This window comes from Enterobacter sp. PL_is379 (genome assembly GCF_055817355.1).
This window is the reverse complement of record NZ_JBVPGT010000029.1, coordinates 39,743-64,436: the sequence shown is the minus strand read 5'-3', so window position 1 is coordinate 64,436 and position 24,694 is coordinate 39,743. Positions and strand designations below refer to the sequence as shown.

The following is a 24,694-nucleotide window of genomic DNA, read 5'->3' as shown; positions in this document are numbered from 1 at the left end:
AATTCTTTAATCCGGTTTTTCACAACATTACGCGTCAGCGTGATGGGGCGTACTCTACTCAAAATAAGGGGACAACAATGAAAATCATGGCTATTTGCGGTTCTGGCCTGGGCAGTAGTTTTATGGTCGAAATGAATATTAAAAAGGTGCTCAAAAAGCTGGAGATTGAAGCTGAGGTTGAACACTCCGATCTCTCCTCAGCCACGCCGGGCGCGGCCGATCTGTTCGTGATGGCAAAAGACATTGCCGCCAGCGCCAGCGTGCCGGAAAGCCAGCTGGTGGTGATCAACAACATCATCGACATTAACGAACTTGAAGCGCAGCTGCGCGGCTGGTTCGAAAGACAATAACCCTGATAAGGCGAGGTGGATATGTTTATCCTTGAAACGCTGAATTTCGTTGTTGATATTTTAAAAGTCCCTTCGGTGCTGGTCGGTTTAATCGCGTTAATCGGTCTGGTTGCGCAGAAAAAAGCATTTTCCGACGTGGTGAAAGGGACCATTAAAACCATCCTGGGCTTTATTGTGCTGGGCGGCGGCGCTACGGTGCTGGTGGGGTCATTAAATCCTTTGGGCGGGATGTTTGAACACGCATTTACTATCCAGGGCATTATTCCAAACAATGAAGCGATAGTGTCCATTGCGCTGGAAAAATACGGTGCAGCGACCGCGCTGATTATGGCCTTCGGGATGGTGGCGAATATTATCGTCGCGCGTTTTACCCGCCTGAAGTATATCTTCCTGACTGGACACCACACGTTTTATATGGCGTGCATGATTGGCGTGATCCTGACGGTGGCGGGCTTTGAGGGCGTGGGGCTGGTCTTTACCGGGTCGCTGATCCTCGGCCTGATCATGGCCTTCTTCCCGGCGATTGCCCAGCGCTACATGAAGCGCATTACCGGCAACGATGAGATTGCCTTCGGCCACTTCGGCACGCTGGGCTACGTGCTGTCCGGCTGGATTGGCAGCAAGGTCGGCAAAGGATCCCGCTCAACTGAGGAGATGAACCTGCCGAAGAACCTGAGCTTTCTGCGCGACAGCTCGATCTCCATCTCCCTGACCATGATGATTATCTACCTGATCATGGCGGTGAGCGCCGGTCGCGAGTACGTGGAGGCCACCTTCAGCGGCGGTCAGAACTACCTCGTCTACGCCATCATCATGGCGATTACCTTTGCGGCGGGCGTGTTCATCATCCTGCAGGGCGTACGCCTGATTCTGGCGGAAATCGTTCCTGCCTTTACCGGCTTCTCGGAAAAACTGGTGCCGAACGCGCGTCCTGCGCTGGACTGCCCGGTGGTGTATCCCTATGCGCCAAACGCGGTACTGATTGGCTTCCTGTTCAGTTTCCTTGGCGGGATTGTGGGGTTGTTCATCTGCGGTCAGTTTAGCTGGGTGCTGATACTCCCGGGCGTCGTACCGCACTTCTTCACCGGCGCAACGGCGGGCGTGTTTGGTAACGCCACCGGCGGACGTCGCGGGGCGATGATTGGCGCTTTTGCCAACGGCCTGCTGATTACCTTCCTGCCGGTCCTGCTGCTGCCGGTACTCGGCGCCATTGGCTTTGCCAACACCACCTTCTCTGACGCCGACTTCGGCGCGGTCGGGATTGTGCTCGGCAACCTTGCACGCTTCCTGTCGCCGCTTGCTATCACCGGGCTGGTCGTGGCGCTGTTCGCGCTGCTGGTGGCGTACAACGTCTTCGCGAAAAACAAACCTGCGGGCGGTAACGCGCAGGAAAACACCGGAGCCAAATCATGAATGAGAAAGAGATAACCGAACTCGCGCGTCAGATTCGTCTTGAGACGCTGAAATCCCTGACGCAGCTGGGCTTTGGCCACTACGGGGGCAGCATGTCGGTGGTCGAAACCCTGGCCGTGCTGTACGGCGCGGTGATGAAAATCGACCCGGCGGATCCGGACTGGCCGGAGCGAGACTACTTTGTCCTGTCGAAAGGCCATGCGGGCCCGGCGCTCTACAGTACCCTGGCGATCAAGGGCTACTTCCCGACAGAAGAGCTGAGCACGCTAAACCAGAACGGCACGCGGTTGCCCAGCCACCCGGACCGCCTGAAAACGCGCGGCGTGGACGCCACCACCGGTTCGCTGGGGCAGGGGATTTCCATCGCGGGCGGCATGGCGCTGTCGCACAGGCTGGCCGGGCGACCGAATCGGGTCTTCTGCATCGTCGGCGACGGCGAGCTGAACGAAGGGCAGTGCTGGGAGGCGTTCCAGTTTATTGCCCACCATCGCCTGAATAACCTGACGGTATTTGTCGACTGGAACAAACAGCAGCTCGACGGCGAGCTGGACGAGATCATCAGCGCGTTTGACCTGGAGGGCAAATTCCGCGCCTTTGGCTTTGATGTGGTGACGGTGAAGGGGGACGACATTCCTGTGCTGCTGGAGGTGACGTCGCGGGTTCCGGCTGCTGATGCGCGTCCGTTAGTCGTCATCCTCGACAGTATCAAAGGGCAGGGTGTGCCGTATCTGGAGCAGCTCAGCAACTCGCACCACCTGCGATTGACCGCAGAGAGCAAAGCGGCCCTCAACGAGACGATTCGCCAACTGGAGGCTTCACATGATTAAGGTTGCACCGGCAGGACAGAAAGACGCCGTTGAGATGCGTAAAGTTTACGCTGGCTTCGTGGCAAAACAGATTGAGGCCGGAAGTGACATCATTGCGCTCGAAGCAGACCTGATGAGCTCGATGGCGATGGACGGCGTGGCGCGCGATTATCCGCAGCACGTGATTAACTGCGGCATTATGGAGGCCAACGTCATTGGCACCGCGGCGGGGCTGTCGCTGACCGGACGCAAGCCGTTCGTTCATACCTTTACCGCGTTTGCCAGCCGCCGCTGTTTTGATCAGCTGTTTATGTCCCTGGACTATCAGCGCAACAACGTGAAGGTGATTGCCTCGGATGCGGGCGTGACGGCCTGCCACAACGGCGGAACGCATATGTCGTTTGAGGATATGGGCATCGTACGCGGTCTGGCCCACTCGGTGGTGCTGGAGGTGACCGACGCGGTGATGTTTGAGGACGTGCTGCGCCAGCTTATCGACCTCGAAGGCTTCTACTGGGTGCGGACCATCCGTAAGCAGGCGCCGAGCGTGTATGCCCCGGGTTCCACCTTCACCATCGGCAAAGGCAACGTGCTGCGTGAAGGAACTGATATTACCCTGATTGCCAACGGCATCATGGTGGCGGAAGCGCTGGAGGCGGCACGCCAGCTTGAGCAGGAGGGCGTCAGCGCGGCGGTCATCGACATGTTTACCCTGAAGCCCATCGACCGGATGCTGGTGAAAAACTACGCCGAGAAAACCGGACGCATCGTCACCTGTGAAAACCACAGCATTCACAACGGCCTGGGGTCGGCGGTGGCGGAAGTGCTGGTGGAAACCTGCCCGGTGCCGATGCGGCGGGTGGGCGTCAAGGAGCGCTACGGTCAGGTAGGGACGCAGGATTTCCTGCAGAAGGAATATGGCCTGACGGCACATGACATTGTGTCGGCGGCAAGAGAGCTGCTGTAAATAAAAAAGGCGACCGGTTAAGTGGTCGCCTTTCTTGCCGGATGGCGCTTCGCTTATCCGGCCTACAAAACCGTAGGCCCGGTAAGCGCTAGCGCCACCGGGCTTTTTAACATTACTGCTGCTGCGAAGACTGAATCGCGGTCAGCGCGATGGTATAGACGATATCGTCAACCAGCGCGCCACGGGACAGGTCGTTCACAGGTTTGCGCATCCCTTGCAGCATCGGCCCGATGGAGATCAGGTCTGCAGAACGCTGTACCGCTTTGTAGGTGGTGTTACCGGTGTTCAGATCCGGGAAGATGAACACGGTAGCGCGACCTGCAACCGGCGAGTTCGGCGCTTTGGATTTCGCAACGTCAGCCATAACCGCGGCGTCATACTGCAGCGGGCCGTCGATCATCAGATCAGGACGTTTTTCCTGAGCAATACGGGTCGCTTCACGCACTTTCTCTACGTCGCTACCTGCACCAGAAGTACCGGTGGAGTAGGAGAGCATCGCTACGCGCGGTTCGATACCGAAGGCAATCGCAGAGTCCGCGGACTGGATAGCGATTTCTGCCAGCTGTTCTGCGGTTGGATCCGGGTTGATCGCGCAGTCACCGTAAACGTAAACCTGTTCAGGCAGCAGCATGAAGAACACGGAAGAAACCAGAGAGCTGCCCGGTGCGGTTTTGATCAGCTGCAGCGGTGGACGGATGGTGTTCGCCGTGGTGTGAACCGCACCGGAAACCAGACCGTCAACTTCGTCCTGCTCCAGCATCAGCGTGCCCAGCACCACGTTGTCTTCCAGCTGTTCGCGCGCAACGGCTTCGGTCATGCCCTTGCTCTTACGCAGCTCAACCAGACGGGCAACGTAGCTTTCACGAACCACTTCCGGGTCAACGATTTCGATGCCAGCGCCCAGCTCAACGCCCTGAGACGCCGCTACGCGGGTGATCTCATCCGGGTTACCCAGCAGAACACAGGTCGCGATGCCGCGCTCTGCACAGATAGCAGCCGCTTTAACGGTACGTGGTTCGTCGCCTTCTGGCAGAACAACGCGTTTGCCTGCTTTACGCGCCAGCTCGGTCAGCTGGTAACGGAATGCTGGAGGAGACAGACGACGGCTGCGCTCGGAGGTCGCCGTCAGGGATTCGACCCAATCTGCGTTGATGTAGCCTGCAACGTATTCCTGAACTTTCTCAATACGCTCGTGGTCATCAACCGGCACTTCCAGGTTGAAGCTCTGCAGGCTCAGGGAGGTCTGCCAGGTGTTGGTGTTCACCATGAAGACCGGCAGGCCGGTGGCGAACGCGCGTTCGCACAGCTTGCTGACGCGTGGGTCCATCTCGTAGGCACCGGTCAGCAGGATCGCACCGATTTCCACGCCGTTCATCGCGGCCAGGCAGGCTGCAACCAGCACGTCAGGGCGGTCTGCGGAAGTCACCAGCAGGGAACCTGCGCGGAAGTGTTCCAGCATGTGCGGAATGCTGCGCGCACAGAAGGTCACGGACTTCACGCGGCGGGTGTTGATGTCGCCTTCGTTAACCACAGTGGCGTTCAGGTGACGTGCCATATCGATTGCACGGGTGGCAATCAGATCGAAGCTCCATGGCACCGCGCCCAGTACTGGCAGCGGGCTGGATTCCTGCAGCTTAGCCGGGTCAACTTTGATGACTTTCGCTTTGGACGAGTCGTCGAAGATCTCGGACAGGTCAGGGCGAGTACGACCCTGCTCATCCACCGGTGCGTTCAGTTTGTTCACGATCACGCCGGTGATGTTGGTGTTTTTCGCGCCGCCGAAGCTGCTGCGCGTCAGTTCGATACGCTCATTCAGCTGCTCTGGGGTGTCGGTGCCCTGAGACATCACGAAAACGATCTCTGCGTTCAGGGTTTTCGCGATTTCAAAGTTCAGAGACTGGGCGAACTGGTGTTTGCGGGTCGGGACCAGGCCTTCAACCAGCACCACTTCCGCGTCTTGCGCGTTAGCATGGTAGTTGGCGATGATCTCTTCCATCAGCACATCTTTCTGGTTGCTGGACAGCAGAGACTCAACGTGGCTCATCTTCAGCGGTTCAGCCGCTGGCAGATTGGAATTCTTGCGAACGATGGTGGTGGTCTGGTCTGGCGCATCGCCACCGGCACGTGGCTGGGCGATTGGCTTAAAGACGCTCAGACGAACGCCTTTGCGTTCCATAGCACGGATAACGCCAAGGCTGACGCTGGTCAGGCCGACGCTGGTTCCGGTAGGGATCAGCATAATAGTACGGGACACGGTTTATCCTCTTTCGTTACCGCCCAAATGTAGCGGGTTACAAAACAGCACCGCCAGCATTGCTGGCGGTGTGGAATCAGGCAGTCAGGCGATGCGCGTCTTGCGCAATGACCAGCTCTTCGTTAGTTGGGATAACGATAGCCGGGCGGGTGCCTTCTTTGTTGATGAAGCCAGACTTGCCGAAGCGGGCAGCCAGGTTACGCTCGTGATCAACTTCGAAGCCCAGAACGCCCAGTTTACCCAGGGACAGTTCACGTACCATCGCTGCGTTCTCACCGATACCACCGGTGAAGATAACCGCGTCCAGACGGCCTTCCATCAGCGCAGTGTAAGAACCGATGTACTTCGCCAGACGGTGGCAGTAAACGTCCATTGCACGTTTAGCGTCTTCTTTGTCTGCGTAGTTGTCTTCAACATAACGGCAGTCGCTGGTGACTTCGGTCAGACCCAGCAGGCCAGACTCTTTGGTCAGCATTTTGTTGATCTGGTCAATGCTCATGCCCAGGGTGTCGTGCAGGTGGAAGATGATCGCCGGGTCGATGTCACCGGAACGCGTACCCATCACCAGACCTTCCAGCGGGGTCAGACCCATGGAGGTATCAACACATTTACCGTTACGGATAGCAGAAACAGAACCACCGTTGCCCAGGTGGCAAGTGATGATGTTCACTTCTTCAACCGGCTTGTTCAGAACTTTTGCCGCTTCCTGAGTTACATAGAAGTGGCTGGTGCCGTGTGCGCCGTAACGACGTACGCCGTGTTCTTTGTACAGGCTGTACGGCAGGGCATAGAGGTAAGATTCTTCCGGCATGGTCTGATGGAACGCGGTGTCGAACACGGCCACGTTTTTGTCTTTCAGATTCGGGAAGGATTTCAGCGCTTCAGCGATACCGATCAGGTGAGCCGGGTTGTGCAGCGGTGCGAAGGATGCAGAGTCTTTGATACCCTGAATCACAGACTCGTCGATAACGACAGAGCTGGTGTATTTTTCGCCGCCGTGGACGATACGGTGACCAATCGCAGTCAGCTGAGCAGACAGTTCTGGTTTTTGTGCCAGAATAGTGTTAACGATAAAGTTCAGCGCTTCACTGTGAGCGGCGCCTGCACCTAAAGCCGCTTCTTGTTTGCTGCCGTCCATCTTCCACTTGATACGTGCTTCAGGCAGATGGAAACATTCGGCCAAACCAGAGAGGTATTCGTCACCGTTGAGCGCATCGATGATGGCGAATTTCAGTGAGGAGCTACCGCAGTTCAGAACCAGTACTAACTTACTCGACATGGAAGTACCTATTATTGATACGTGGCTAAAAAAACGTCAGTGAGTCTAACAGCGTAACGCATGATGACTCAGACATTTATGATTAACATCATGCCAAACGAACATTGAGGCATGATGGAAGAAATAACTATGATTTTATGCCATTTTGCACAATTTTCAGCCAATGGCATAATATGCAATAATTTGACGAGTTAATGATTCTCGTCTATGGCCCTATCAGGCTGGCACAGGATACCCGATACGGGGTAGAGATGACAAAATATTTTGAACGTTGTCATAGCTTGTTGTGGTTTTGCACGAAAATTTTAATTTTTATATGTGAAGTTGAGGTACAGCCATGTCGACACCAGAGAACCCGTCCGTAAATTTCTTTAGTCTGTTTCGTCGGGGACAGCATTACGCAAAGACGTGGCCGATGGAAAAGCGCCTTGCGCCTATGTTTATTGAGAATCGCACCATCCGCGCCACGCGCTATGCGATTCGCTTTATGCCGCCTGTCGCTATCTTTACGCTGTGCTGGCAGATTGCGTTGGGTGGGCAGCTTGGACCTGCGGTCGCCACGGCGCTCTTCGCATTAAGCCTGCCGATGCAGGGACTGTGGTGGTTAGGTAAACGGTCCATCACCCCACTTCCCCCTTCTATTTTACACTGGTTTTATGAAGTGCGCGGCAAGCTGGAAGAGGCCGGGCAGGCGCTCGCCCCGGTTGAAGGCAAGCCGGATTACCAGGCGCTGGCGGACACGTTAAAGCGTGCTTTTAAGCAACTCGATAAAACATTCCTCGATGACTTGTGATTGATCATCGAAACGACGACGAAAAGAGGGCACAGTAACAATCAGTTACCGTGTCTTTTTTTTAAGTGCAATGCGCTACAGGAGTCGAAAGATGGAAATGACCCATGCTCAACGTCTGATTTTGTCCAATCAGTACAAAATGATGACTATGCTTGATCCCGATAACGCTGCGCGCTACAGCCGCCTGCAAACTATCGTCGAACGCGGTTTTGGTTTGCAAATGCGCGAACTGGACCGCGAGTTTGGCGAGCTGAAAGAAGAAACCTGCCGCATCGTGATCGACATTATGGAGATGTATCACGCCCTGCACGTCTCCTGGACGAATCTCAAAGATCAGCAGTCCATTGACGAGCGCCGCGTGACCTTCTTAGGCTTTGATGCGGCAACGGAAGCGCGTTATCTGAGCTATGTTCGCTTTATGGTGAATACGGAAGGGCGCTATACCCACTTTGACGCGGGCACCCACGGCTTCAACGCGCAGACCCCGATGTGGGATAAATATCAGCGTATGCTGAGCGCGTGGCATGCCTGCCCGCGTCAGTACCATTTAAGCAGCAACGAAATTCAACAAATCATTAATGCCTGACGGAGGTGCGTGTGCAGTGTAGAGGTTTTCTGTTTGATCTGGACGGTACGCTGGTGGATTCGCTGCCGGTTGTGGAGCGTTCCTGGTGCCATTGGGCTGACAGACATGGCATCGACCATCAGGACGTGCTGAATTTTATCCATGGCAAACAGGCCATTACCTCGTTACGGCACTTCCTGGCCGGACGTTCTGAGGAAGAAATTCAGGCGGAGTTCAAATACCTGGAACACATTGAAGCCACGGATACGGACGGCATTACTGCGTTACCGGGCGCGCGCGAGCTGCTTGAGCATCTGAACGAGGCGCAGATCCCGTGGGCTATCGTCACCTCAGGCTCCATTCCGGTTGCCCACGCCCGTCATAAGGCAGCTGGTTTACCGAAACCGGAAGTGTTTATCACCGCGGAGCGCGTTAAGCGCGGCAAACCTGAACCCGATGCATTTTTACTGGGGGCTGAACTGCTGGGCCTCGACCCCGCAGAGTGTGTGGTGGTGGAAGACGCGGCCGCTGGCGTACTGGCCGGGCTGAACGCAGGAAGTCACGTCATCGCCGTTAACGTTCCGGCCGGATCCCCCCGGCTGGACGAGGCAGATTTGGTGCTGGATTCACTGACGGCCCTGTCTGTTTCAAAAGCCTCTGACGGAGTTGTAACCGTCTCGCTAAAAGTGTAATCCCATGATATGGCCCCACATTGCTGGGGCTTTTTTATGGCAAAATTCCTCATCTTCCACTGACAAGGATAAGTTGTGAACGGTGAACTGATTTGGGTCCTGAGCCTGCTTTTAATCGCCATCCTTCTTTTTGCAACGGGCAAGGTACGCATGGACGCCGTCGCCCTGTTTGTCATCGTCGCGTTTGTGCTGAGCGGTACGCTCACGCTACCGGAAGCCTTCTCCGGATTTAGCGATCCCAACGTTATCCTCATTGCCGCCCTGTTTATCATCGGGGATGGGCTGGTGCGCACCGGTGTGGCGACCATCATGGGGTCGTGGCTGGTGAAGGTGGCGGGCAACAGCGAAACCAAAATGCTGATCTACCTGATGGTGACCGTCGCCGGGCTGGGGGCGTTTATGAGCTCCACGGGCGTGGTCGCCATCTTTATCCCGGTGGTGCTGAGCGTCTCCATGCGGATGCAGAGCTCGCCGTCACGCCTGATGATGCCTCTGAGTTTTGCCGGTTTGATCAGCGGCATGATGACGCTGGTGGCAACGCCGCCGAACCTGGTCGTCAACAGCGAACTGATCCGCGAAGGATTTGAGGGTTTCAGCTTTTTCAGCGTCACCCCGCTGGGGCTGGTCATTCTGGTATTGGGCGTGGTCTACATGCTGCTGACCCGGTTTGCCCTGAAAGGTGAAAAACAGGAAAAAAATAAAGAAGGGTGGAAGCGACGCACCTTCCGCGATTTGATTAAAGAGTACCGCCTTACCGGGCGCGCGCGCCGTCTGGCTATTCGTCCTGGCTCGCCGATGGTGGGGCAGCGCCTTGACGACCTGAAGCTGCGTGAGCGCTATGGCGCGAATGTGATCGGCGTAGAGCGCTGGCGTCGTTTTCGCCGGGTGATTGTCAACGTCAACGGGGTGTCGGAATTCCGCGCACGGGACGTCCTCCTGATTGATATGTCCACTGCGGACGTGGATCTGCGCGAGTTTTGCAGCGAACAGCTGCTGGAACCAATGGTGTTGCGCGGGGAGTATTTCTCCGATCAGGCGCTGGATGTTGGCATGGCCGAAGTATCGCTCATCCCTGAATCGGAACTGTTGGGCAAAACCGTGCGGGAAATGGGGTTCCGAACCCGCTATGGCCTGAACGTCGTGGGGCTGAAGCGCGATGGCGTAGCGATGGAAGGGGCGGTGGTGGATGAGCCGATCCTGCTGGGCGATATATTTCTCGTCGTCGGTAACTGGAAGCTGATAAGCCAGCTCGGACAAAAAGGGCGCGATTTTGTGGTGCTCAACATGCCTGTTGAGGAGAGCGACGCCTCCCCGGCCCACAGCCAGGCCCCGCACGCAATTTTCTGTCTGGTGCTGATGGTGGCGCTGATGTTGACCGATGAGATCCCCAATCCGGTCGCGGCAATTATTGCCTGCCTGTTGATGGGCAAATTCCGCTGTATTGACGCCGAAAGCGCCTATAAAGCCATTCACTGGCCGAGCATTATTCTCATTGTCGGGATGATGCCTTTCGCCCTGGCGCTGCAAAAAACCGGCGGGGTGGATCTTATCGTTAAAGGCTTAATGGACGTGGGCGGCGGGTATGGGCCTTATATGATGATGGTCTGCCTGTTTATCATGTGCGCCACTATCGGTCTGTTTATCTCCAATACCGCGACGGCGGTACTGATGGCGCCGATTGCGCTGGCGATGGCCAAATCCATGGGCGTGTCGCCGTATCCTTTTGCGATGATGGTCGCAATGGCGGCCTCAGCGGCATTTATGACGCCAGTGTCTTCACCGGTAAACACGCTGGTGCTGGGGCCGGGGAACTACACATTCAGTGATTTCGTGAAGCTGGGCGTGCCGTTCACCGTGCTGGTGATGGTGGTATGCGTGGTATTGATACCGGTTCTGTTCCCGTTCTGAGTATTTTGCCGGGTGACGGCTACGCCTTACCCGGCCTGCAATCCCGTAGGCCCTGCAAGCGCAGCACCGCTGGGCGAAGATCAGAGTGGCGAATCCTGGCTAATCTCATCCAGCGACAGATGGAAGCTCGGCACAAACACCTGCATAAAGTAATCCATCTCTTCGCTGCGGCGGGATTCCAGCGTTTTTTCCAGACGCGTTTTTGCCAGTAAAAATTCGTTATTCCCCGCGGACAGCTCTTCCAGACACTTGAGGTAGGCGCAGAGCGCGTCGGCCTGTTTGACCAGCGACTTTTCATCTTCCGTGTACTGATGCTCATCGATGAGCGGCTCAAAGATGTCGCGCAGTTCTTCAGGCACCATGTCAATCAGCTTCTGCTGGGCAATTTTCTCGATGGCCTTATATTCCTGCGCAATCTGCGAGTTGAAATACTTTACCGGCGTAGGCAGATCGCCGGTCAGCACTTCTGACGCATCGTGGTACATCGCCAGCAGGGCAATGCGCTCTGGATTGACCTGACCGTTGAATTTGCGGTTTTTAATGGCGGCCAGTGCGTGAGCAACCATCGCAACCTGCAGGCTGTGCTCTGACACATTTTCCGTGCGGACATTGCGCATCAGCGGCCAGCGGTTGATGAGTTTCAGGCGGGAGAGGTGGGCAAAGAAATGACTCTGACTCATAGGGTACCTTTTGTCTTCACTGCGACAGGCGTTCATTGTGCGGGGAGGGGAGGGAAGATGCAAATCAGGCTACCGAAGTAGCCTGATTTTAAGATTACTGATGGTATCCGGAGAGGAAGCGCCCGAAGCGGCTGATGGCCATTTCCAGATCATCTTCGCGCGGCAGCGTCACGATACGCACGTGATCCGGCCACGGCCAGTTAAACGCCGTACCCTGAACCAGCAGCACTTTTTCCTGGAGCAGGAAATCGAGCACCATTTTCTGGTCGTCATGAATATTAAAGCGCTTCGCGTCAATTTTCGGGAACATGTAGAGCGCGCCATTCGGCTTCACGCAGGAGACGCCAGGAATATCGTTGATCAGTTCCCACGCACGGTTGCGCTGTTCGTACAGGCGACCACCGGGAACGATGAACTCGCTAATGCTCTGATAGCCACCCAGCGCCGTCTGGATCGCGTGCTGCGCCGGAACGTTGGCGCATAAACGCATGGAGGCCAGCATCTCCAGCCCTTCAATATAGCCTTTGGCGTGCTTTTTCGGACCGTTCAGTACCATCCAGCCCTGACGGAAACCGGCCACGCGATAGGTTTTAGACAGGCCGTTAAAGGTGACGGTCAGCAGATCCGGGGCCAGCGCAGCGATTGAGTGGTGCTGTGCCGCGTCGTACAGGATCTTGTCGTAGATTTCGTCGGCGAAAATGATCAGGTTGTGCTGACGGGCCAGCTCGACGATCTCCATCAGCAGCTCTTTCGAGTATACCGCGCCCGTTGGGTTGTTCGGGTTAATGATCACGATGCCGCGCGTGCGGGGCGTAATTTTCGCGCGAATATCATCGAGGTCCGGGAACCAGTCAGAGGACTCGTCGCACAGGTAGTGCACCGCTTTACCGCTGGACAGTGACACGGCTGCCGTCCACAGCGGATAGTCCGGCGCGGGTACCAGCATTTCGTCACCGCTGTTCAGCAGTGCCTGCATCGCCTGCACGATCAGTTCGGAGACGCCGTTGCCGATATAGATATCTTCAACGGTAACATCACGCATACCGCGTGCCTGGTAGTGCTGCATGATGGCTTTACGTGCGGAGTAAAGTCCTTTTGAATCGCAATAGCCTTGTGCAGTCGGAAGGTTGCGGATCACATCAACCAGAATTTCATCCGGCGCTTCAAAACCAAATGGCGCTGGGTTACCAATGTTGAGTTTCAGAACCTTGTTGCCTTCTTCTTCAAGGCGTTTTGCCTCTTTTAGAACCGGGCCGCGGATGTCATAACAGACGTTATCTAGCTTGCTGGATTTTTCGATAGGGGACATGAACCTTTAACCTTTTCGCTATGATTGCCACTCCCTGCCGTGGAAGTCAGCACGGAATAATGTACTCCCCCCTCGCTTCGTTTTGAAGGGTGTGCAGTAGAAGATTTTGTGCCGGGAGCAAAATTTTGATAAATCTTTTTCTCTGGGTGTATGCTTTTATGCTGGCTTAAAGTTGTGCGCACGGTGCCATATTGGGTTAAATGTGCTATTAATTTGTCAAAATTGTGTATATTGTGCTGGTAAAAATAGGTGGGAAGCGGGACAAAGGTGGCAATCACCCTGAGTGACATTTCGTTAAACCTGAATGCTTGATACCTGTTTCTGTAATAGCATGCTGTGGCTAAAAGTTACTCATGTGAAATTAATGTTAAGTGCCATTAATGAATGGTCTTAATCTAAATTAAAATTTATTTATTATTAACCTAAAAAATGCAACTTTAGTTAATTCTAATAAAATTAGTTTAGAAGCTTAACATTCTTCTTTAATCCTCAATATTGCAATAAGACTTATAAATAAAGTGGATTTGGGTTAAGATGTCTTCCAGGAAAGCAGAGTGCAGATACACGTTTTTTGTATATCTGTGACTGGTTTTCCTCATTAATTGATTGTTATTGTTGGAGTTATCTCTGGCTGGAATGTGTCGAACATCTCCTGCTACGTTGACAGCGCTGCGATACAGATGGCAGAAAAGGTGTTATACCTTTAATGTAATTTACATAAACCTGCGAACATCTAAATATCCTGAACGTTTAAGAGAATAAAAATAACGTCATGAAACGTGCTTTCTGACTGTTGATATAAAGCAGCACAATAACTATCTGTCAGGCAGTCTGCCGGGCCGGGATGCGAGGGAAAATCTTCAGAGGGAATTGCTTAACTGTACACACACAGCTTCAACCCGGGCAGCTCCGCACGAGCAACCTGAAAGTGAATAGATATGATAAATGCAAATCGTCCGATAATGAATCTCGACCTCGATCTGCTGAGAACGTTTGTTGCGGTCGCCGATCTCAACACTTTTGCAGCCGCTGCTGCCGCCGTTTGCCGAACTCAGTCTGCCGTCAGCCAGCAAATGCAGCGGCTGGAGCAACTGGTTGGTAAAGAGCTTTTTGCGCGTCATGGGCGTAATAAGCTCTTAACGGAACACGGTATTCAGCTTCTGGGTTATGCCAGGAAAATTCTTCGCTTTAATGATGAAGCATGTATGTCATTAATGTTTAGCAACCTTCAAGGGGTGCTAACGTTAGGCGCATCTGATGAGTCGGCGGATACTATATTGCCGTTTCTTCTCAATCGTATTAGTTCGGTTTATCCGAAGCTTGCGCTGGACGTAAGCGTAAAGCGTAATGCCTTTATGGTTGAGATGTTAAATGAGAATAAAGTCGACCTGGTGGTCACCACGCATCGTCCCGGGCAGTTTGACTGCCTGACGCTGCGTACATCGCCTACGCACTGGTATTGCGCGGCCGAATATGTGCTGCAAAAAGGGGAGCCGGTTCCACTGGTCTTACTGGATGACCCGAGCCCGTTCCGCGATATGGTGCTCACGGCGCTGAATGAGGCCAACATTCCGTGGCGTCTGGCGTATGTGGCTTCCACGCTGCCAGCGGTCCGTGCCGCCGTGAAGGCCGGTCTGGGTGTGACGGCCCGTCCGGTTGAGATGATGAGCCCCGATCTGCGCGTCCTGGGAAAATCCGATGGTCTTCCTGCGCTGCCGGATACGGAGTATCTGCTCTGCCACAATTCGTCCAGCCATAACGAGTTGGCCAAAGTGGTGTTCGAGGCGATGGAAAACTACCATAACCCGTGGCAGTTCGAACGCGTTACCTCCGAAGGGGGGGATGATTCCCTGATCGTTGAAGGGGATTTCGAGTGATCGATAGCTCAAAATTCTGGTAACAAAATGTAAGTGTAAAAAAAAAGCCACTCGTGTGATTTTCACATGCAGTGGCTTTTTTTTAGCAAAAATATCCGCTTATGGCGCATGGGTTTTCAGGATACTTCATATTTATCAATATGCTAAATGCTTTTGCTTAAAACTTGTCCGTTTTCCGTTCTAACTTCAACCACCTACCTCCCATGTTAAAAAAACAGGAAATATGTTGCCGATTTCCTGGTTGAATTAACAAAAGCGTGTCACAGATCAAGAAAATACTCCTATTTGGGGGGAGGAATCGTTGGCAAATCCTGTCAAAATAGGAGGGTTATTTTTTTTACTTCCGAAACGGACACGATTCAACAACATACATTTGACGGAAAGTCATGCACCCACCAGGGTTAAAGGGCACCAAATGTTAATGAGAATCGCTCGATGTAATTTAATGTGAAGAAACCTTTGTTAAAGTTGACAATAGGTTATAGAAAGGAGTAAAAAACCCCATCATTTTGCTGTCTACGTCTCATTTATGACAGTTAGTGTAAGGTTATTTGTTCCTCCCCATGAATCGATGTGATGCCCATCTGCCAGCAAGAGCAGTGTCGTTGGTATCACTTTTGATGAGTAAGCAATGAGTATGTCAACATCCACAGAAGTCATCGCTCATCACTGGGCATTCGCAATCTTTCTTATTGTAGCCATTGGCCTGTGCTGCCTGATGTTAGTCGGCGGCTGGTTCCTGGGCGGTCGCGCCCGTGCAAGGCACAAAAACACACCTTTCGAATCAGGTATTGATTCAGTAGGTACCGCTCGCTTACGCCTGTCTGCCAAGTTTTATCTGGTAGCCATGTTCTTCGTCATCTTCGACGTGGAAGCGCTTTACCTTTTCGCATGGTCGACCTCCATTCGCGAAAGTGGTTGGGTGGGCTTTGTCGAGGCCGCAATTTTCATTTTAGTGCTACTGGCCGGTCTGGTTTATCTGGTGCGTATTGGCGCGCTTGACTGGACGCCTGCGCGTTCACGTCGTGAACACATCAACCCGGAAAACAGTATCTCTAATCGTCAGCAGTAACAGCGAGGCAATAAGATGGATTATACGCTCACCCGCATAGATCCTAACGGTGAGAATGACCGTTACCCCCTGCAAAAACAGGAGATCGTAACCGACCCCCTGGAGCAAGAAGTCAATAAAAGCGTGTACATGGGCAAACTCGAACATGCCATGCACGATATGGTCAACTGGGGTCGTAAGAACTCCATCTGGCCGTACAACTTTGGCCTTTCTTGCTGCTACGTTGAAATGGTGACGTCATTCACTGCGGTGCATGACGTTGCGCGTTTTGGGGCCGAGGTACTGCGTGCTTCACCACGTCAGGCTGACCTGATGGTGGTAGCCGGTACCTGCTTTACCAAGATGGCACCTGTTATTCAGCGTCTTTATGACCAGATGCTGGAGCCTAAATGGGTTATCTCCATGGGCGCATGTGCAAACTCTGGCGGTATGTACGACATCTATTCCGTCGTGCAGGGCGTAGATAAGTTTATCCCAGTGGATGTGTACATCCCGGGTTGTCCGCCTCGTCCGGAAGCCTACATGCAGGCGCTGATGCTGCTGCAGGAGTCTATCGGTAAAGAACGTCGCCCACTGTCGTGGGTTGTTGGCGATCAGGGTGTGTATCGCGCGAACATGCAGTCTGAGCGCGAGCGTAAACGTGGTGAACGTATTGCCGTCACCAATCTGCGTACGCCTGACGAAATTTAATTTGCGCCTGTAGGCCTGGAGAACACCTTCGCATATCACTACTCAAATAGCGCGAAGCCAGGCTCAACAGTCACCACGGACCATTTGCAATGGTGAACAATATGACCGACTTAACCGCGCAAGAAGCCGCCTGGCAGACCCGGGATCATCTGGATGACCCAGTCATTGGCGAACTGCGCAACCGTTTTGGGCCGGATGCCTTTACTGTTCAGGCTACCCGCACCGGGGTACCCGTTGTTTGGGTGAAGCGTGAGCAATTGCTGGAAGTTGTCGATTTCCTCAAGAAATTGCCAAAACCGTACGTCATGCTGTTTGACTTACACGGCATGGATGAACGTCTGCGTACCCACCGCCAGGGTCTCCCTGCTGCGGATTTTTCCGTTTTCTACCACCTGATCTCAATAGACCGTAATACGGATATCATGCTCAAGGTGGCATTGTCTGAAAACGACATGCATCTGCCGACGATCACCAAACTTTTCCCGAACGCCAACTGGTACGAGCGTGAAACCTGGGAAATGTTCGGCATGACCTTTGACGGCCACCCGCACCTGACGCGCATCATGATGCCGCAGACCTGGACAGGCCACCCGCTGCGTAAAGACTACCCGGCACGTGCCACCGAATTCGATCCGTTTGAGCTGACCAAAGCCAAGCAGGATCTGGAGATGGAAGCGCTGACCTTCAAACCGGAAGACTGGGGCATGAAGCGCGGTACCGACAACGAGGACTTCATGTTCCTTAACCTCGGTCCGAACCACCCATCTGCGCACGGTGCATTCCGTATTATTCTTCAGCTTGATGGCGAAGAGATTGTCGACTGCGTACCTGACATCGGTTACCACCACCGTGGTGCTGAGAAGATGGGCGAGCGTCAGTCCTGGCACAGCTACATTCCTTATACCGACCGTATTGAGTACCTCGGCGGCTGCGTCAACGAGATGCCATACGTGCTGGCCGTTGAGAAACTGGCGGGTATCGTTACGCCGGATCGCGTTAACGTGATTCGCGTCATGCTGTCAGAGCTGTTCCGTATCAACAGCCACCTGCTGTATATCTCCACCTTCATTCAGGACGTCGGCGCGATGACCCCGGTCTTCTTCGCCTTTACCGACCGTCAGAAAATCTACGATCTGGTGGAAGCGATTACCGGTTTCCGTATGCACCCGGCCTGGTTCCGTATCGGCGGTGTGGCGCACGATCTGCCGCGCGGCTGGGACCGTCTGCTGCGTGAATTCCTCGACTGGATGCCAAAACGTCTGGCCTCTTACGAGAAAGCCGCGCTGCGCAATACCATCCTGAAAGGCCGTTCCCAGGGCGTTGCTGCCTACGGCGCGAAAGAAGCGCTGGAGTGGGGGACGACTGGTGCAGGTCTGCGTGCGACCGGTATTGATTTCGACGTGCGTAAAGCCCGTCCTTACTCTGGCTATGAGAACTTCGACTTTGAAGTCCCGGTGGGCGGCGGTGTTTCCGACTGCTACACCCGCGTGATGCTGAAAGTAGAAGAGCTGCGCCAGAGTCTGCGCATCCTTGAGCAGTGCCTCAACAACATGCCGGAAGGCCCGTTCAAGGCGGATCACCCGCTGACGACGCCGCCACCGAAAGAGCGCACGCTGCAACATATCGAAACCCTGATCACCCACTTCCTGCAGGTTTCCTGGGGTCCGGTCATGCCGGCGCAAGAATCCTTCCAGATGATTGAAGCGACCAAGGGTATTAACAGTTACTACCTGACCAGTGACGGCAGCACCATGAGCTACCGTACCCGCGTGCGTACGCCGAGCTTTGCGCACCTGCAGCAGATCCCGTCCGCCATCCGCGGCAGTCTGGTCTCCGACCTGATTGTGTATCTGGGTAGTATCGACTTTGTTATGTCAGATGTGGACCGCTAATTATGCACGAGAATCAACAACCACAAACCGAGGCTTTTGAGCTGAGTGAAGCAGAACGTGCCGCCATTGAGCACGAGATGCACCACTACGAAGACCCGCGTGCGGCGTCCATTGAAGCGCTGAAAATCGTACAGAAACAGCGTGGCTGGGTGCCGGATGGGGCGATCTATGAGATCGCGAAAGTGCTGGGTATTCCGGCAAGTGACGTAGAAGGCGTAGCCACGTTCTACAGCCAGATCTTCCGTCAGCCGGTAGGCCGCCATGTGATCCGCTACTGTGACAGCGTAGTCTGCCACATCACCGGTTATCAGGGCATTCAGGCTGCGATTGAGAAGAAGCTCAATATCAAGCCGGGCCAGACCACGTTCGATGGACGCTTTACTCTGCTGCCAACCTGCTGCCTGGGTAACTGCGACAAGGGGCCGACCATGATGATTGATGAGGACACTCACAGCCATCTGACGCCGGAAGCGATTCCTGACCTGCTGGAGCAGTACAAATGAAAACTGTAATTCGTACTGCTGAGACGCATCCGCTGACCTGGCGTCTGCGCGATGACAAACAGCCGGTATGGCTCGACGAATACCAGAGCAAAAACGGCTATGCCGGCGCGCGTAAAGCCCTTGGCGGCATGGCGCCGGACGACATCGTTAACGCGGTTAAAGAGTCTGGCCTGAAAGGGCGCGGCGGTGCGGGCTTCTCCACCGGTCTGAAGTGGAGCCTGATGCCAAAAGACGAATCCATGAACATCCGTTACCTGCTGTGTAACGCCGATGAAATGGAGCCGGGCACCTATAAAGACCGCCTGCTGATGGAACAACTGCCGCACCTGCTGGTGGAAGGCATGCTGATCTCCGCGTTTGCGCTGAAAGCGTACCGTGGCTACATCTTCCTGCGCGGTGAGTACATCGAAGCGGCGGAAAACCTGCGTCGTGCGATTGCCGAAGCCACCGAAGCGGGCCTGTTGGGTAAAAACATCCTGGGCACCGGGTTTGACTTCGAACTGTTCGTGCACACCGGCGCCGGGCGTTACATCTGCGGTGAAGAAACCGCGCTGATTAACTCCCTGGAAGGCCGCCGCGCGAACCCGCGTTCCAAGCCACCGTTCCCGGCAAGCTCCGGCGTATGGGGTAAACCGACCTGCGTAAACAACGTCGAAACCCTGTGTAACGTTCCGGCTATCCTCGCCAACGGCGTGGAGTGGTATCAGGGCATCTCCTCAAGCAAAGATGCCGGTACCAAGCTGATGGGCTTCTCCGGTCGCGTTAAAAATCCTGGCGTCTGGGAACTGCCGTTCGGTACTACCGCACGTGAAATTCTTGAAGACTACGCGGGCGGCATGCGCGATGGCCTGAAATTCAAAGCCTGGCAGCCGGGTGGGGCAGGGACTGACTTCCTGACCGAAGCCCACCTTGACCTGCCGATGGAATTCGAAAGCATTGGTAAAGCAGGCAGCCGTCTGGGTACGGCGCTGGCGATGGCCGTCGACCACGAGATCGGCATGGTCTCGCTGGTGCGTAACCTGGAAGAGTTCTTCGCCCGCGAGTCCTGCGGCTGGTGTACACCGTGCCGTGATGGTCTGCCGTGGAGCGTGAAGATCCTGCGTGCAATCGAACGTGGCGAAGGCCAGCCTGGGGATATCGAGACGCTTGAGCAACTGTGTCGATTCTTAGGCCCGGGTAAAACCTTCTGTGCCCACGCACCGGGTGCCGTCGAACCTCTGCAGAGCGCGATCAAATATTTCCGCGACGAGTTCGAAGCAGGCATCAAGCAGCCGTTCAGCAATACCCATGCAATCAATGGGATTCAGCCGAACCTGCTTAAAGCGCGCTGGTAACGACAAGAATTTTGATTAACGCTCGGTTTCGACCGAGCCAACTGGAAGCATGCTAATGGCTACGATTCATGTAGACGGCAAAGAATACGAAGTCAACGGGGCGGACAACCTGCTGGAAGCTTGTCTGTCTCTTGGCCTCGATATTCCGTACTTTTGCTGGCATCCGGCGCTGGGCAGCGTCGGTGCTTGCCGCCAGTGTGCGGTGAAGCAATATCAAAACGCGGAAGACACGCGTGGTCGCCTGGTGATGTCCTGTATGACGCCAGCCACCGAAGGCACCTTTATTTCGATTGATGACGAAGAAGCCAAACAGTTCCGCGAAAGCGTGGTGGAGTGGTTGATGACCAACCACCCGCACGACTGTCCGGTTTGTGAAGAGGGCGGTAACTGCCACCTTCAGGATATGACCGTGATGACCGGTCACAGCTTCCGTCGCTATCGCTTTACCAAGCGTACCCACCGTAACCAGGACCTGGGGCCGTTCATCTCTCACGAAATGAACCGCTGCATCGCCTGCTACCGCTGCGTGCGTTACTACAAAGACTATGCAGACGGTCAGGATCTGGGCGTGTATGGCGCGCATGACAACGTCTACTTCGGTCGTCCGGAAGACGGCGTGCTGGAGAGCGAATTCTCCGGTAACCTGGTAGAAATCTGCCCGACCGGCGTATTCACGGATAAAACCCACTCCGAGCGTTACAACCGTAAATGGGACATGCAGTTTGCGCCAAGCATCTGCCAGCAGTGTTCCCTCGGCTGTAACACCAGCCCGGGTGAGCGCTACGGCGAACTGCGCCGTATCGAAAACCGTTACAACGGTACCGTTAACCACTACTTCCTCTGCGACCGCGGTCGTTTCGGCTATGGCTATGTGAACCTGAAAGACCGTCCGCGTCAGCCGGTTCAGCGCCGTGGCGACGACTTCATTACCCTGAACGCTGAACAGGCGATGCAGGGCGCGGCAGATATTCTGCGCCAGTCGAAGAAAGTGATCGGTATCGGCTCCCCGCGGGCCAGCATCGAAAGCAACTTCGCGCTGCGCGAGCTGGTCGGGGCGGAAAACTTCTATACCGGCATCGCCCAGGGCGAGCAGGAACGTCTGCAGCTGGTACTGAAAGTGCTGCGTGAAGGCGGTATTCATACCCCTGCGCTGCGCGAAATCGAATCCTATGATGCGGTTCTGGTGCTGGGTGAAGACCTGACGCAGACGGGCGCACGCGCGGCTCTGGCGGTTCGTCAGGCGGTGAAGGGTAAAGCACGTGAAATGGCAGCGGCGCAGAAAGTGGCTGACTGGCAGATTGCGGCGATCCTGAACATCGGTCAGCGCGCGAAGCATCCTCTGTTTGTGACCAACGTCGACAACACCCGTCTGGACGACATCGCGGCGTGGACCTACTGCGCACCGGTTGAAGATCAGGCGCGCCTTGGCTTTGCCATTGCCCACGCGCTGGACAGCAACTCTCCGGCGGTAGAACTGGATCGCGATCTGCAGAACAAGGTTGACGTGATTGTTCAGGCCCTGGCAGGTGCGAAGAAACCGCTGATTATTTCCGGGACCAACGCCGGCAGCGCTGAGATCATTCAGGCGGCAGCCAATGTGGCCAAAGCCCTGAAAGGCCGCGGTGCGGACGTTGGCGTGACCATGATTGCCCGTGCGGTGAACAGCATTGGTCTGGGCATGATCGGCGGTGGCTCGCTGGAAGCTGCGTTAAGTGAACTGGAATCCGGTTCTGCTGACGCCGTTGTGGTGCTGGAAAACGACCTGCATCGCCACGCCTCTGCCGCTCGCGTTGACGCCGCGCTCTCCAAAGCGCCGCTGGTGATGGTCATTGACCATCAGCGCACCGCGATTATGGACAAAGCGCACCTGGTGCTCTCTGCGGCAAGCTTCGCAGAAAGCGACGGTACGGTTATTAACAACGAAGGCCGCGCACAGCGTTTCTTCCAGGTTTATGACCCGGCGTACTACGACAGCAACACCGTGATGCTGGAAAGCTGGCGCTGGCTGCACTCCCTGCACAGCACCGTGCAGAGCCGTGAAGTGGACTGGACGCAGCTCGACCACGTTATCGACGCGGTGGTGGAAAAACTGCCTCAGCTGGCAGGCATTAAAGATGCCGCGCCTGAAGCCAGCTTCCGCATTCGCGGCCAGAAACTGGCGCGTGAACCGCACCGTTACAGCGGCCGTACCGCAATGCGCGCCAATATCAGCGTGCACGAACCGCGCCAGCCTCAGGATAAAGACACCATGTTCGCCTTCTCCATGGAAGGGAACAACCAGCCGTCTGCACCGCGTTCGCAAATCCCGTTCGCATGGGCACCGGGCTGGAACTCCCCGCAGGCGTGGAACAAGTTCCAGGCTGAAGTGGGCGGCTCCCTGCGCCACGGCGATCCGGGCGTGCGTCTGATTGAAGCTTCCGAAACCGGTCTGGACTTCTTCACCACCGTACCGGCGAGCTTCCAGGCGCAGGACGGTAGCTGGCGTATTGCGCCGTACTACCACCTGTTCGGTAGCGACGAGCTGTCCCAGCGTTCACCGGTCTTCCAGACCCGTATGCCGCAGCCGTACATCAAGCTTAACCCGGCGGATGCCGCGAAGCTTGGCGTTAACGCGGGTGCGAACATCGCCTTTAGCTATGACGGCCAGACCATCAGCCTGCCGCTGATTATTTCTGAAAGCCTGACAGCAGGGCAGGTCGGTCTGCCGATGGGTATGCCTGGCATCGCGCCGGTTCTGGCGGGTGCGCGTCTTGATAATCTGCAGGAGGCAAAAGCATGAGTTGGTTAACGCCGGATCTTATCGACATCCTGCTGAGCATTCTGAAAGCGATTGTTATCCTGCTGGTGGTGGTCACCTGCGGTGCGTTCATGAGCTTTGGTGAACGTCGTCTGCTCGGTCTGTTCCAGAACCGTTACGGACCGAACCGCGTGGGCTGGGGTGGTTCACTCCAGCTGGTCGCGGATATGATCAAGATGTTCTTTAAAGAGGACTGGATCCCGCGCTTCTCGGATCGCGTGATCTTTACTCTGGCACCGATGATCGCCTTCACCTCGCTGCTGCTGGCGTTTGCTATCGTGCCGGTCAGCCCGACCTGGGTGGTCGCTGACCTGAACATCGGCATTCTGTTCTTCCTGATGATGGCAGGCCTCGCGGTTTACGCGGTCCTGTTCGCAGGCTGGTCCAGTAACAACAAATACTCGCTGCTGGGTGCGATGCGTGCTTCCGCGCAGACCCTGAGCTACGAAGTGTTCCTGGGTCTCTCCCTGATGGGCGTGGTGGCGCAGGCCGGTTCATTCAACATGACCGACATCGTCAACAACCAGGCCGACATCTGGAACGTTATTCCGCAGTTCTTTGGGTTTATTACCTTTGCCATCGCGGGCGTGGCAGTGTGTCACCGTCACCCGTTTGACCAGCCAGAAGCCGAACAGGAACTGGCCGACGGTTACCACATCGAATATTCCGGTATGAAATTCGGTCTGTTCTTCGTGGGCGAGTACATCGGTATTGTCACCATTTCCGCGTTGATGGTAACGCTGTTCTTCGGTGGCTGGCATGGCCCGTTCTTACCGCCGTTCATCTGGTTCGCGCTGAAAACCGCGTTCTTCATGATGATGTTCATTTTGATTCGCGCAGCGTTACCGCGTCCGCGTTATGACCAGGTAATGTCCTTCGGCTGGAAAGTGTGCCTGCCGCTGACGCTCGTCAACTTGTTGGTAACGGCCGCTGTCATTCTCTGGCAGCAGCCATAAGGGGCAATAGACCATGACCTTAAAAGAATTACTGGTAGGCTTCGGTACCCAGGTACGCAGTATCTGGATGATCGGCCTGCACGCGTTTGCCAAACGCGAAACCCGGATGTACCCGGAAGAGCCGGTATATCTGCCGCCGCGCTACCGTGGCCGTATCGTGCTGACGCGCGACCCGGACGGTTCCGAGCGCTGCGTTGCCTGTAACCTGTGTGCGGTAGCGTGTCCGGTAGGCTGTATCTCTCTGCAGAAAGCCGAGACGGTAGACGGCCGCTGGTACCCTGAGTTCTTCCGCATCAACTTCTCACGCTGCATCTTCTGCGGTCTGTGTGAAGAAGCGTGCCCAACCACGGCGATTCAGCTGACTCCAGACTTCGAGCTGGGTGAGTACAAGCGTCAGGACCTGGTGTACGAGAAAGAGGATCTGCTGATTTCCGGTCCGGGCAAATACCCGGAATATAACTTCTACCGGATGGCGGGTATGGCAATCGACGGCAAAGATAAGGGCGAAGCAGAGAACGAAGCTAAGCCTATCGACGTCAAGAGCCTGTTACCGTAAG

21 protein-coding genes are annotated in these 24,694 nt (G+C 55.2%); 17 read left to right on the top strand and 4 right to left on the bottom strand.

The window, feature by feature from the left end:
• Positions 1 to 77 precede the first annotated feature (77 nt).
• Genes AC0TOY_RS12805 through AC0TOY_RS12790 form a run of 4 tightly spaced genes read left to right on the top strand, consistent with a single transcriptional unit; the run spans position 78 to position 3,536 of the window.
• Positions 78 to 350 carry a PTS sugar transporter subunit IIB gene (locus AC0TOY_RS12805; protein WP_024908960.1) on the top strand — a complete coding sequence of 91 codons (273 nt, stop codon included), beginning with the start codon at positions 78 to 80 and terminating at the stop codon, positions 348 to 350.
• A gap of 21 nt (positions 351 to 371) precedes the next feature.
• Complete coding sequence (locus AC0TOY_RS12800) at positions 372 to 1,763, top strand: PTS ascorbate transporter subunit IIC (protein WP_023312548.1); 1,392 nt, start codon at positions 372 to 374, stop codon at positions 1,761 to 1,763.
• Positions 1,760 to 2,590, top strand: a complete 831-nt coding sequence (locus AC0TOY_RS12795; RefSeq protein ID WP_024908961.1) for a transketolase — start codon at positions 1,760 to 1,762, stop codon at positions 2,588 to 2,590. Before AC0TOY_RS12800 ends, AC0TOY_RS12795 begins: the two co-directional genes overlap by 4 nt.
• Positions 2,583 to 3,536, top strand: coding sequence for a transketolase family protein (locus AC0TOY_RS12790; RefSeq protein ID WP_090419965.1), 954 nt, complete (start codon positions 2,583 to 2,585; stop codon positions 3,534 to 3,536). The genes AC0TOY_RS12795 and AC0TOY_RS12790 overlap by 8 nt, the downstream gene beginning before the upstream one ends.
• Before the next feature lie 112 nt (positions 3,537 to 3,648).
• Here AC0TOY_RS12790 and pta read toward each other — a convergent pair whose 3' ends face one another.
• Both pta and ackA read right to left on the bottom strand, forming a co-directional pair.
• The gene (gene pta, locus AC0TOY_RS12785) at positions 3,649 to 5,790 is read right to left on the bottom strand and encodes a phosphate acetyltransferase (RefSeq protein WP_032646614.1); all 2,142 of its coding nucleotides are present in this window, start codon (positions 5,788 to 5,790) and stop codon (positions 3,649 to 3,651) included.
• Between the two features lie 76 nt (positions 5,791 to 5,866).
• Positions 5,867 to 7,069 (bottom strand): acetate kinase, encoded by a 1,203-nt coding sequence (gene ackA, locus AC0TOY_RS12780; protein ID WP_024908964.1) that lies wholly within the window; start codon positions 7,067 to 7,069, stop codon positions 5,867 to 5,869.
• A gap of 337 nt (positions 7,070 to 7,406) precedes the next feature.
• Between ackA and yfbV the strand changes: the two genes are divergently transcribed.
• From yfbV to AC0TOY_RS12760, 4 genes are all read left to right on the top strand, one after another.
• Complete coding sequence (yfbV, locus tag AC0TOY_RS12775; protein WP_008502875.1) at positions 7,407 to 7,862, top strand: terminus macrodomain insulation protein YfbV; 456 nt, start codon at positions 7,407 to 7,409, stop codon at positions 7,860 to 7,862.
• Positions 7,863 to 7,953: 91 nt separating this feature from the next.
• The gene (locus AC0TOY_RS12770; RefSeq protein ID WP_008502874.1) at positions 7,954 to 8,448 is read left to right on the top strand and encodes a YfbU family protein; all 495 of its coding nucleotides are present in this window, start codon (positions 7,954 to 7,956) and stop codon (positions 8,446 to 8,448) included.
• A gap of 11 nt (positions 8,449 to 8,459) precedes the next feature.
• Positions 8,460 to 9,119, top strand: a complete 660-nt coding sequence (locus AC0TOY_RS12765) for a sugar phosphatase (protein WP_024908965.1) — start codon at positions 8,460 to 8,462, stop codon at positions 9,117 to 9,119.
• A 75-nt stretch (positions 9,120 to 9,194) separates the two neighbouring features.
• Positions 9,195 to 11,027, top strand: a complete 1,833-nt coding sequence (locus tag AC0TOY_RS12760; protein ID WP_024908966.1) for an SLC13 family permease — start codon at positions 9,195 to 9,197, stop codon at positions 11,025 to 11,027.
• Positions 11,028 to 11,107: 80 nt separating this feature from the next.
• Here AC0TOY_RS12760 and yfbR read toward each other — a convergent pair whose 3' ends face one another.
• Positions 11,108 to 11,707 (bottom strand): 5'-deoxynucleotidase, encoded by a 600-nt coding sequence (yfbR, locus tag AC0TOY_RS12755; RefSeq protein ID WP_024908967.1) that lies wholly within the window; start codon positions 11,705 to 11,707, stop codon positions 11,108 to 11,110.
• 94 nt (positions 11,708 to 11,801) lie between these two features.
• Positions 11,802 to 13,016: an alanine transaminase AlaA gene (alaA, locus tag AC0TOY_RS12750; protein WP_008500204.1), complete on the bottom strand. Its 1,215-nt coding sequence runs from the start codon at positions 13,014 to 13,016 to the stop codon at positions 11,802 to 11,804.
• Between the two features lie 938 nt (positions 13,017 to 13,954).
• Here alaA and lrhA point away from each other — a divergent pair.
• From lrhA to nuoI, 9 genes are all read left to right on the top strand, one after another.
• Positions 13,955 to 14,893 carry a transcriptional regulator LrhA gene (gene lrhA, locus AC0TOY_RS12745; RefSeq protein WP_021241557.1) on the top strand — a complete coding sequence of 313 codons (939 nt, stop codon included), beginning with the start codon at positions 13,955 to 13,957 and terminating at the stop codon, positions 14,891 to 14,893.
• A gap of 631 nt (positions 14,894 to 15,524) precedes the next feature.
• A complete protein-coding gene (gene nuoA, locus AC0TOY_RS12740; RefSeq protein WP_006176516.1) occupies positions 15,525 to 15,965 on the top strand; it encodes an NADH-quinone oxidoreductase subunit NuoA in 441 nt (146 codons plus the stop codon).
• A 15-nt stretch (positions 15,966 to 15,980) separates the two neighbouring features.
• Positions 15,981 to 16,655: an NADH-quinone oxidoreductase subunit NuoB gene (gene nuoB / locus AC0TOY_RS12735; protein WP_003861482.1), complete on the top strand. Its 675-nt coding sequence runs from the start codon at positions 15,981 to 15,983 to the stop codon at positions 16,653 to 16,655.
• An 89-nt stretch (positions 16,656 to 16,744) separates the two neighbouring features.
• Positions 16,745 to 18,547, top strand: coding sequence for an NADH-quinone oxidoreductase subunit C/D (gene nuoC / locus AC0TOY_RS12730; protein WP_023312537.1), 1,803 nt, complete (start codon positions 16,745 to 16,747; stop codon positions 18,545 to 18,547).
• 2 nt (positions 18,548 to 18,549) lie between these two features.
• Entirely contained in the window at positions 18,550 to 19,050 is a 501-nt protein-coding gene (gene nuoE, locus AC0TOY_RS12725) for an NADH-quinone oxidoreductase subunit NuoE (protein WP_006176513.1), read from the top strand.
• A complete protein-coding gene (gene nuoF / locus AC0TOY_RS12720) occupies positions 19,047 to 20,384 on the top strand; it encodes an NADH-quinone oxidoreductase subunit NuoF (RefSeq protein WP_008500209.1) in 1,338 nt (445 codons plus the stop codon). Before nuoE ends, nuoF begins: the two co-directional genes overlap by 4 nt.
• A gap of 55 nt (positions 20,385 to 20,439) precedes the next feature.
• Positions 20,440 to 23,163 (top strand): NADH-quinone oxidoreductase subunit NuoG, encoded by a 2,724-nt coding sequence (nuoG, locus tag AC0TOY_RS12715; protein ID WP_024908968.1) that lies wholly within the window; start codon positions 20,440 to 20,442, stop codon positions 23,161 to 23,163.
• Positions 23,160 to 24,137: an NADH-quinone oxidoreductase subunit NuoH gene (nuoH, locus tag AC0TOY_RS12710; RefSeq protein WP_008500211.1), complete on the top strand. Its 978-nt coding sequence runs from the start codon at positions 23,160 to 23,162 to the stop codon at positions 24,135 to 24,137. The genes nuoG and nuoH overlap by 4 nt, the downstream gene beginning before the upstream one ends.
• Positions 24,138 to 24,150: 13 nt before the next feature.
• Positions 24,151 to 24,693 carry an NADH-quinone oxidoreductase subunit NuoI gene (gene nuoI / locus AC0TOY_RS12705; RefSeq protein ID WP_003861491.1) on the top strand — a complete coding sequence of 181 codons (543 nt, stop codon included), beginning with the start codon at positions 24,151 to 24,153 and terminating at the stop codon, positions 24,691 to 24,693.
• Position 24,694: the final 1 nt, after the last annotated feature.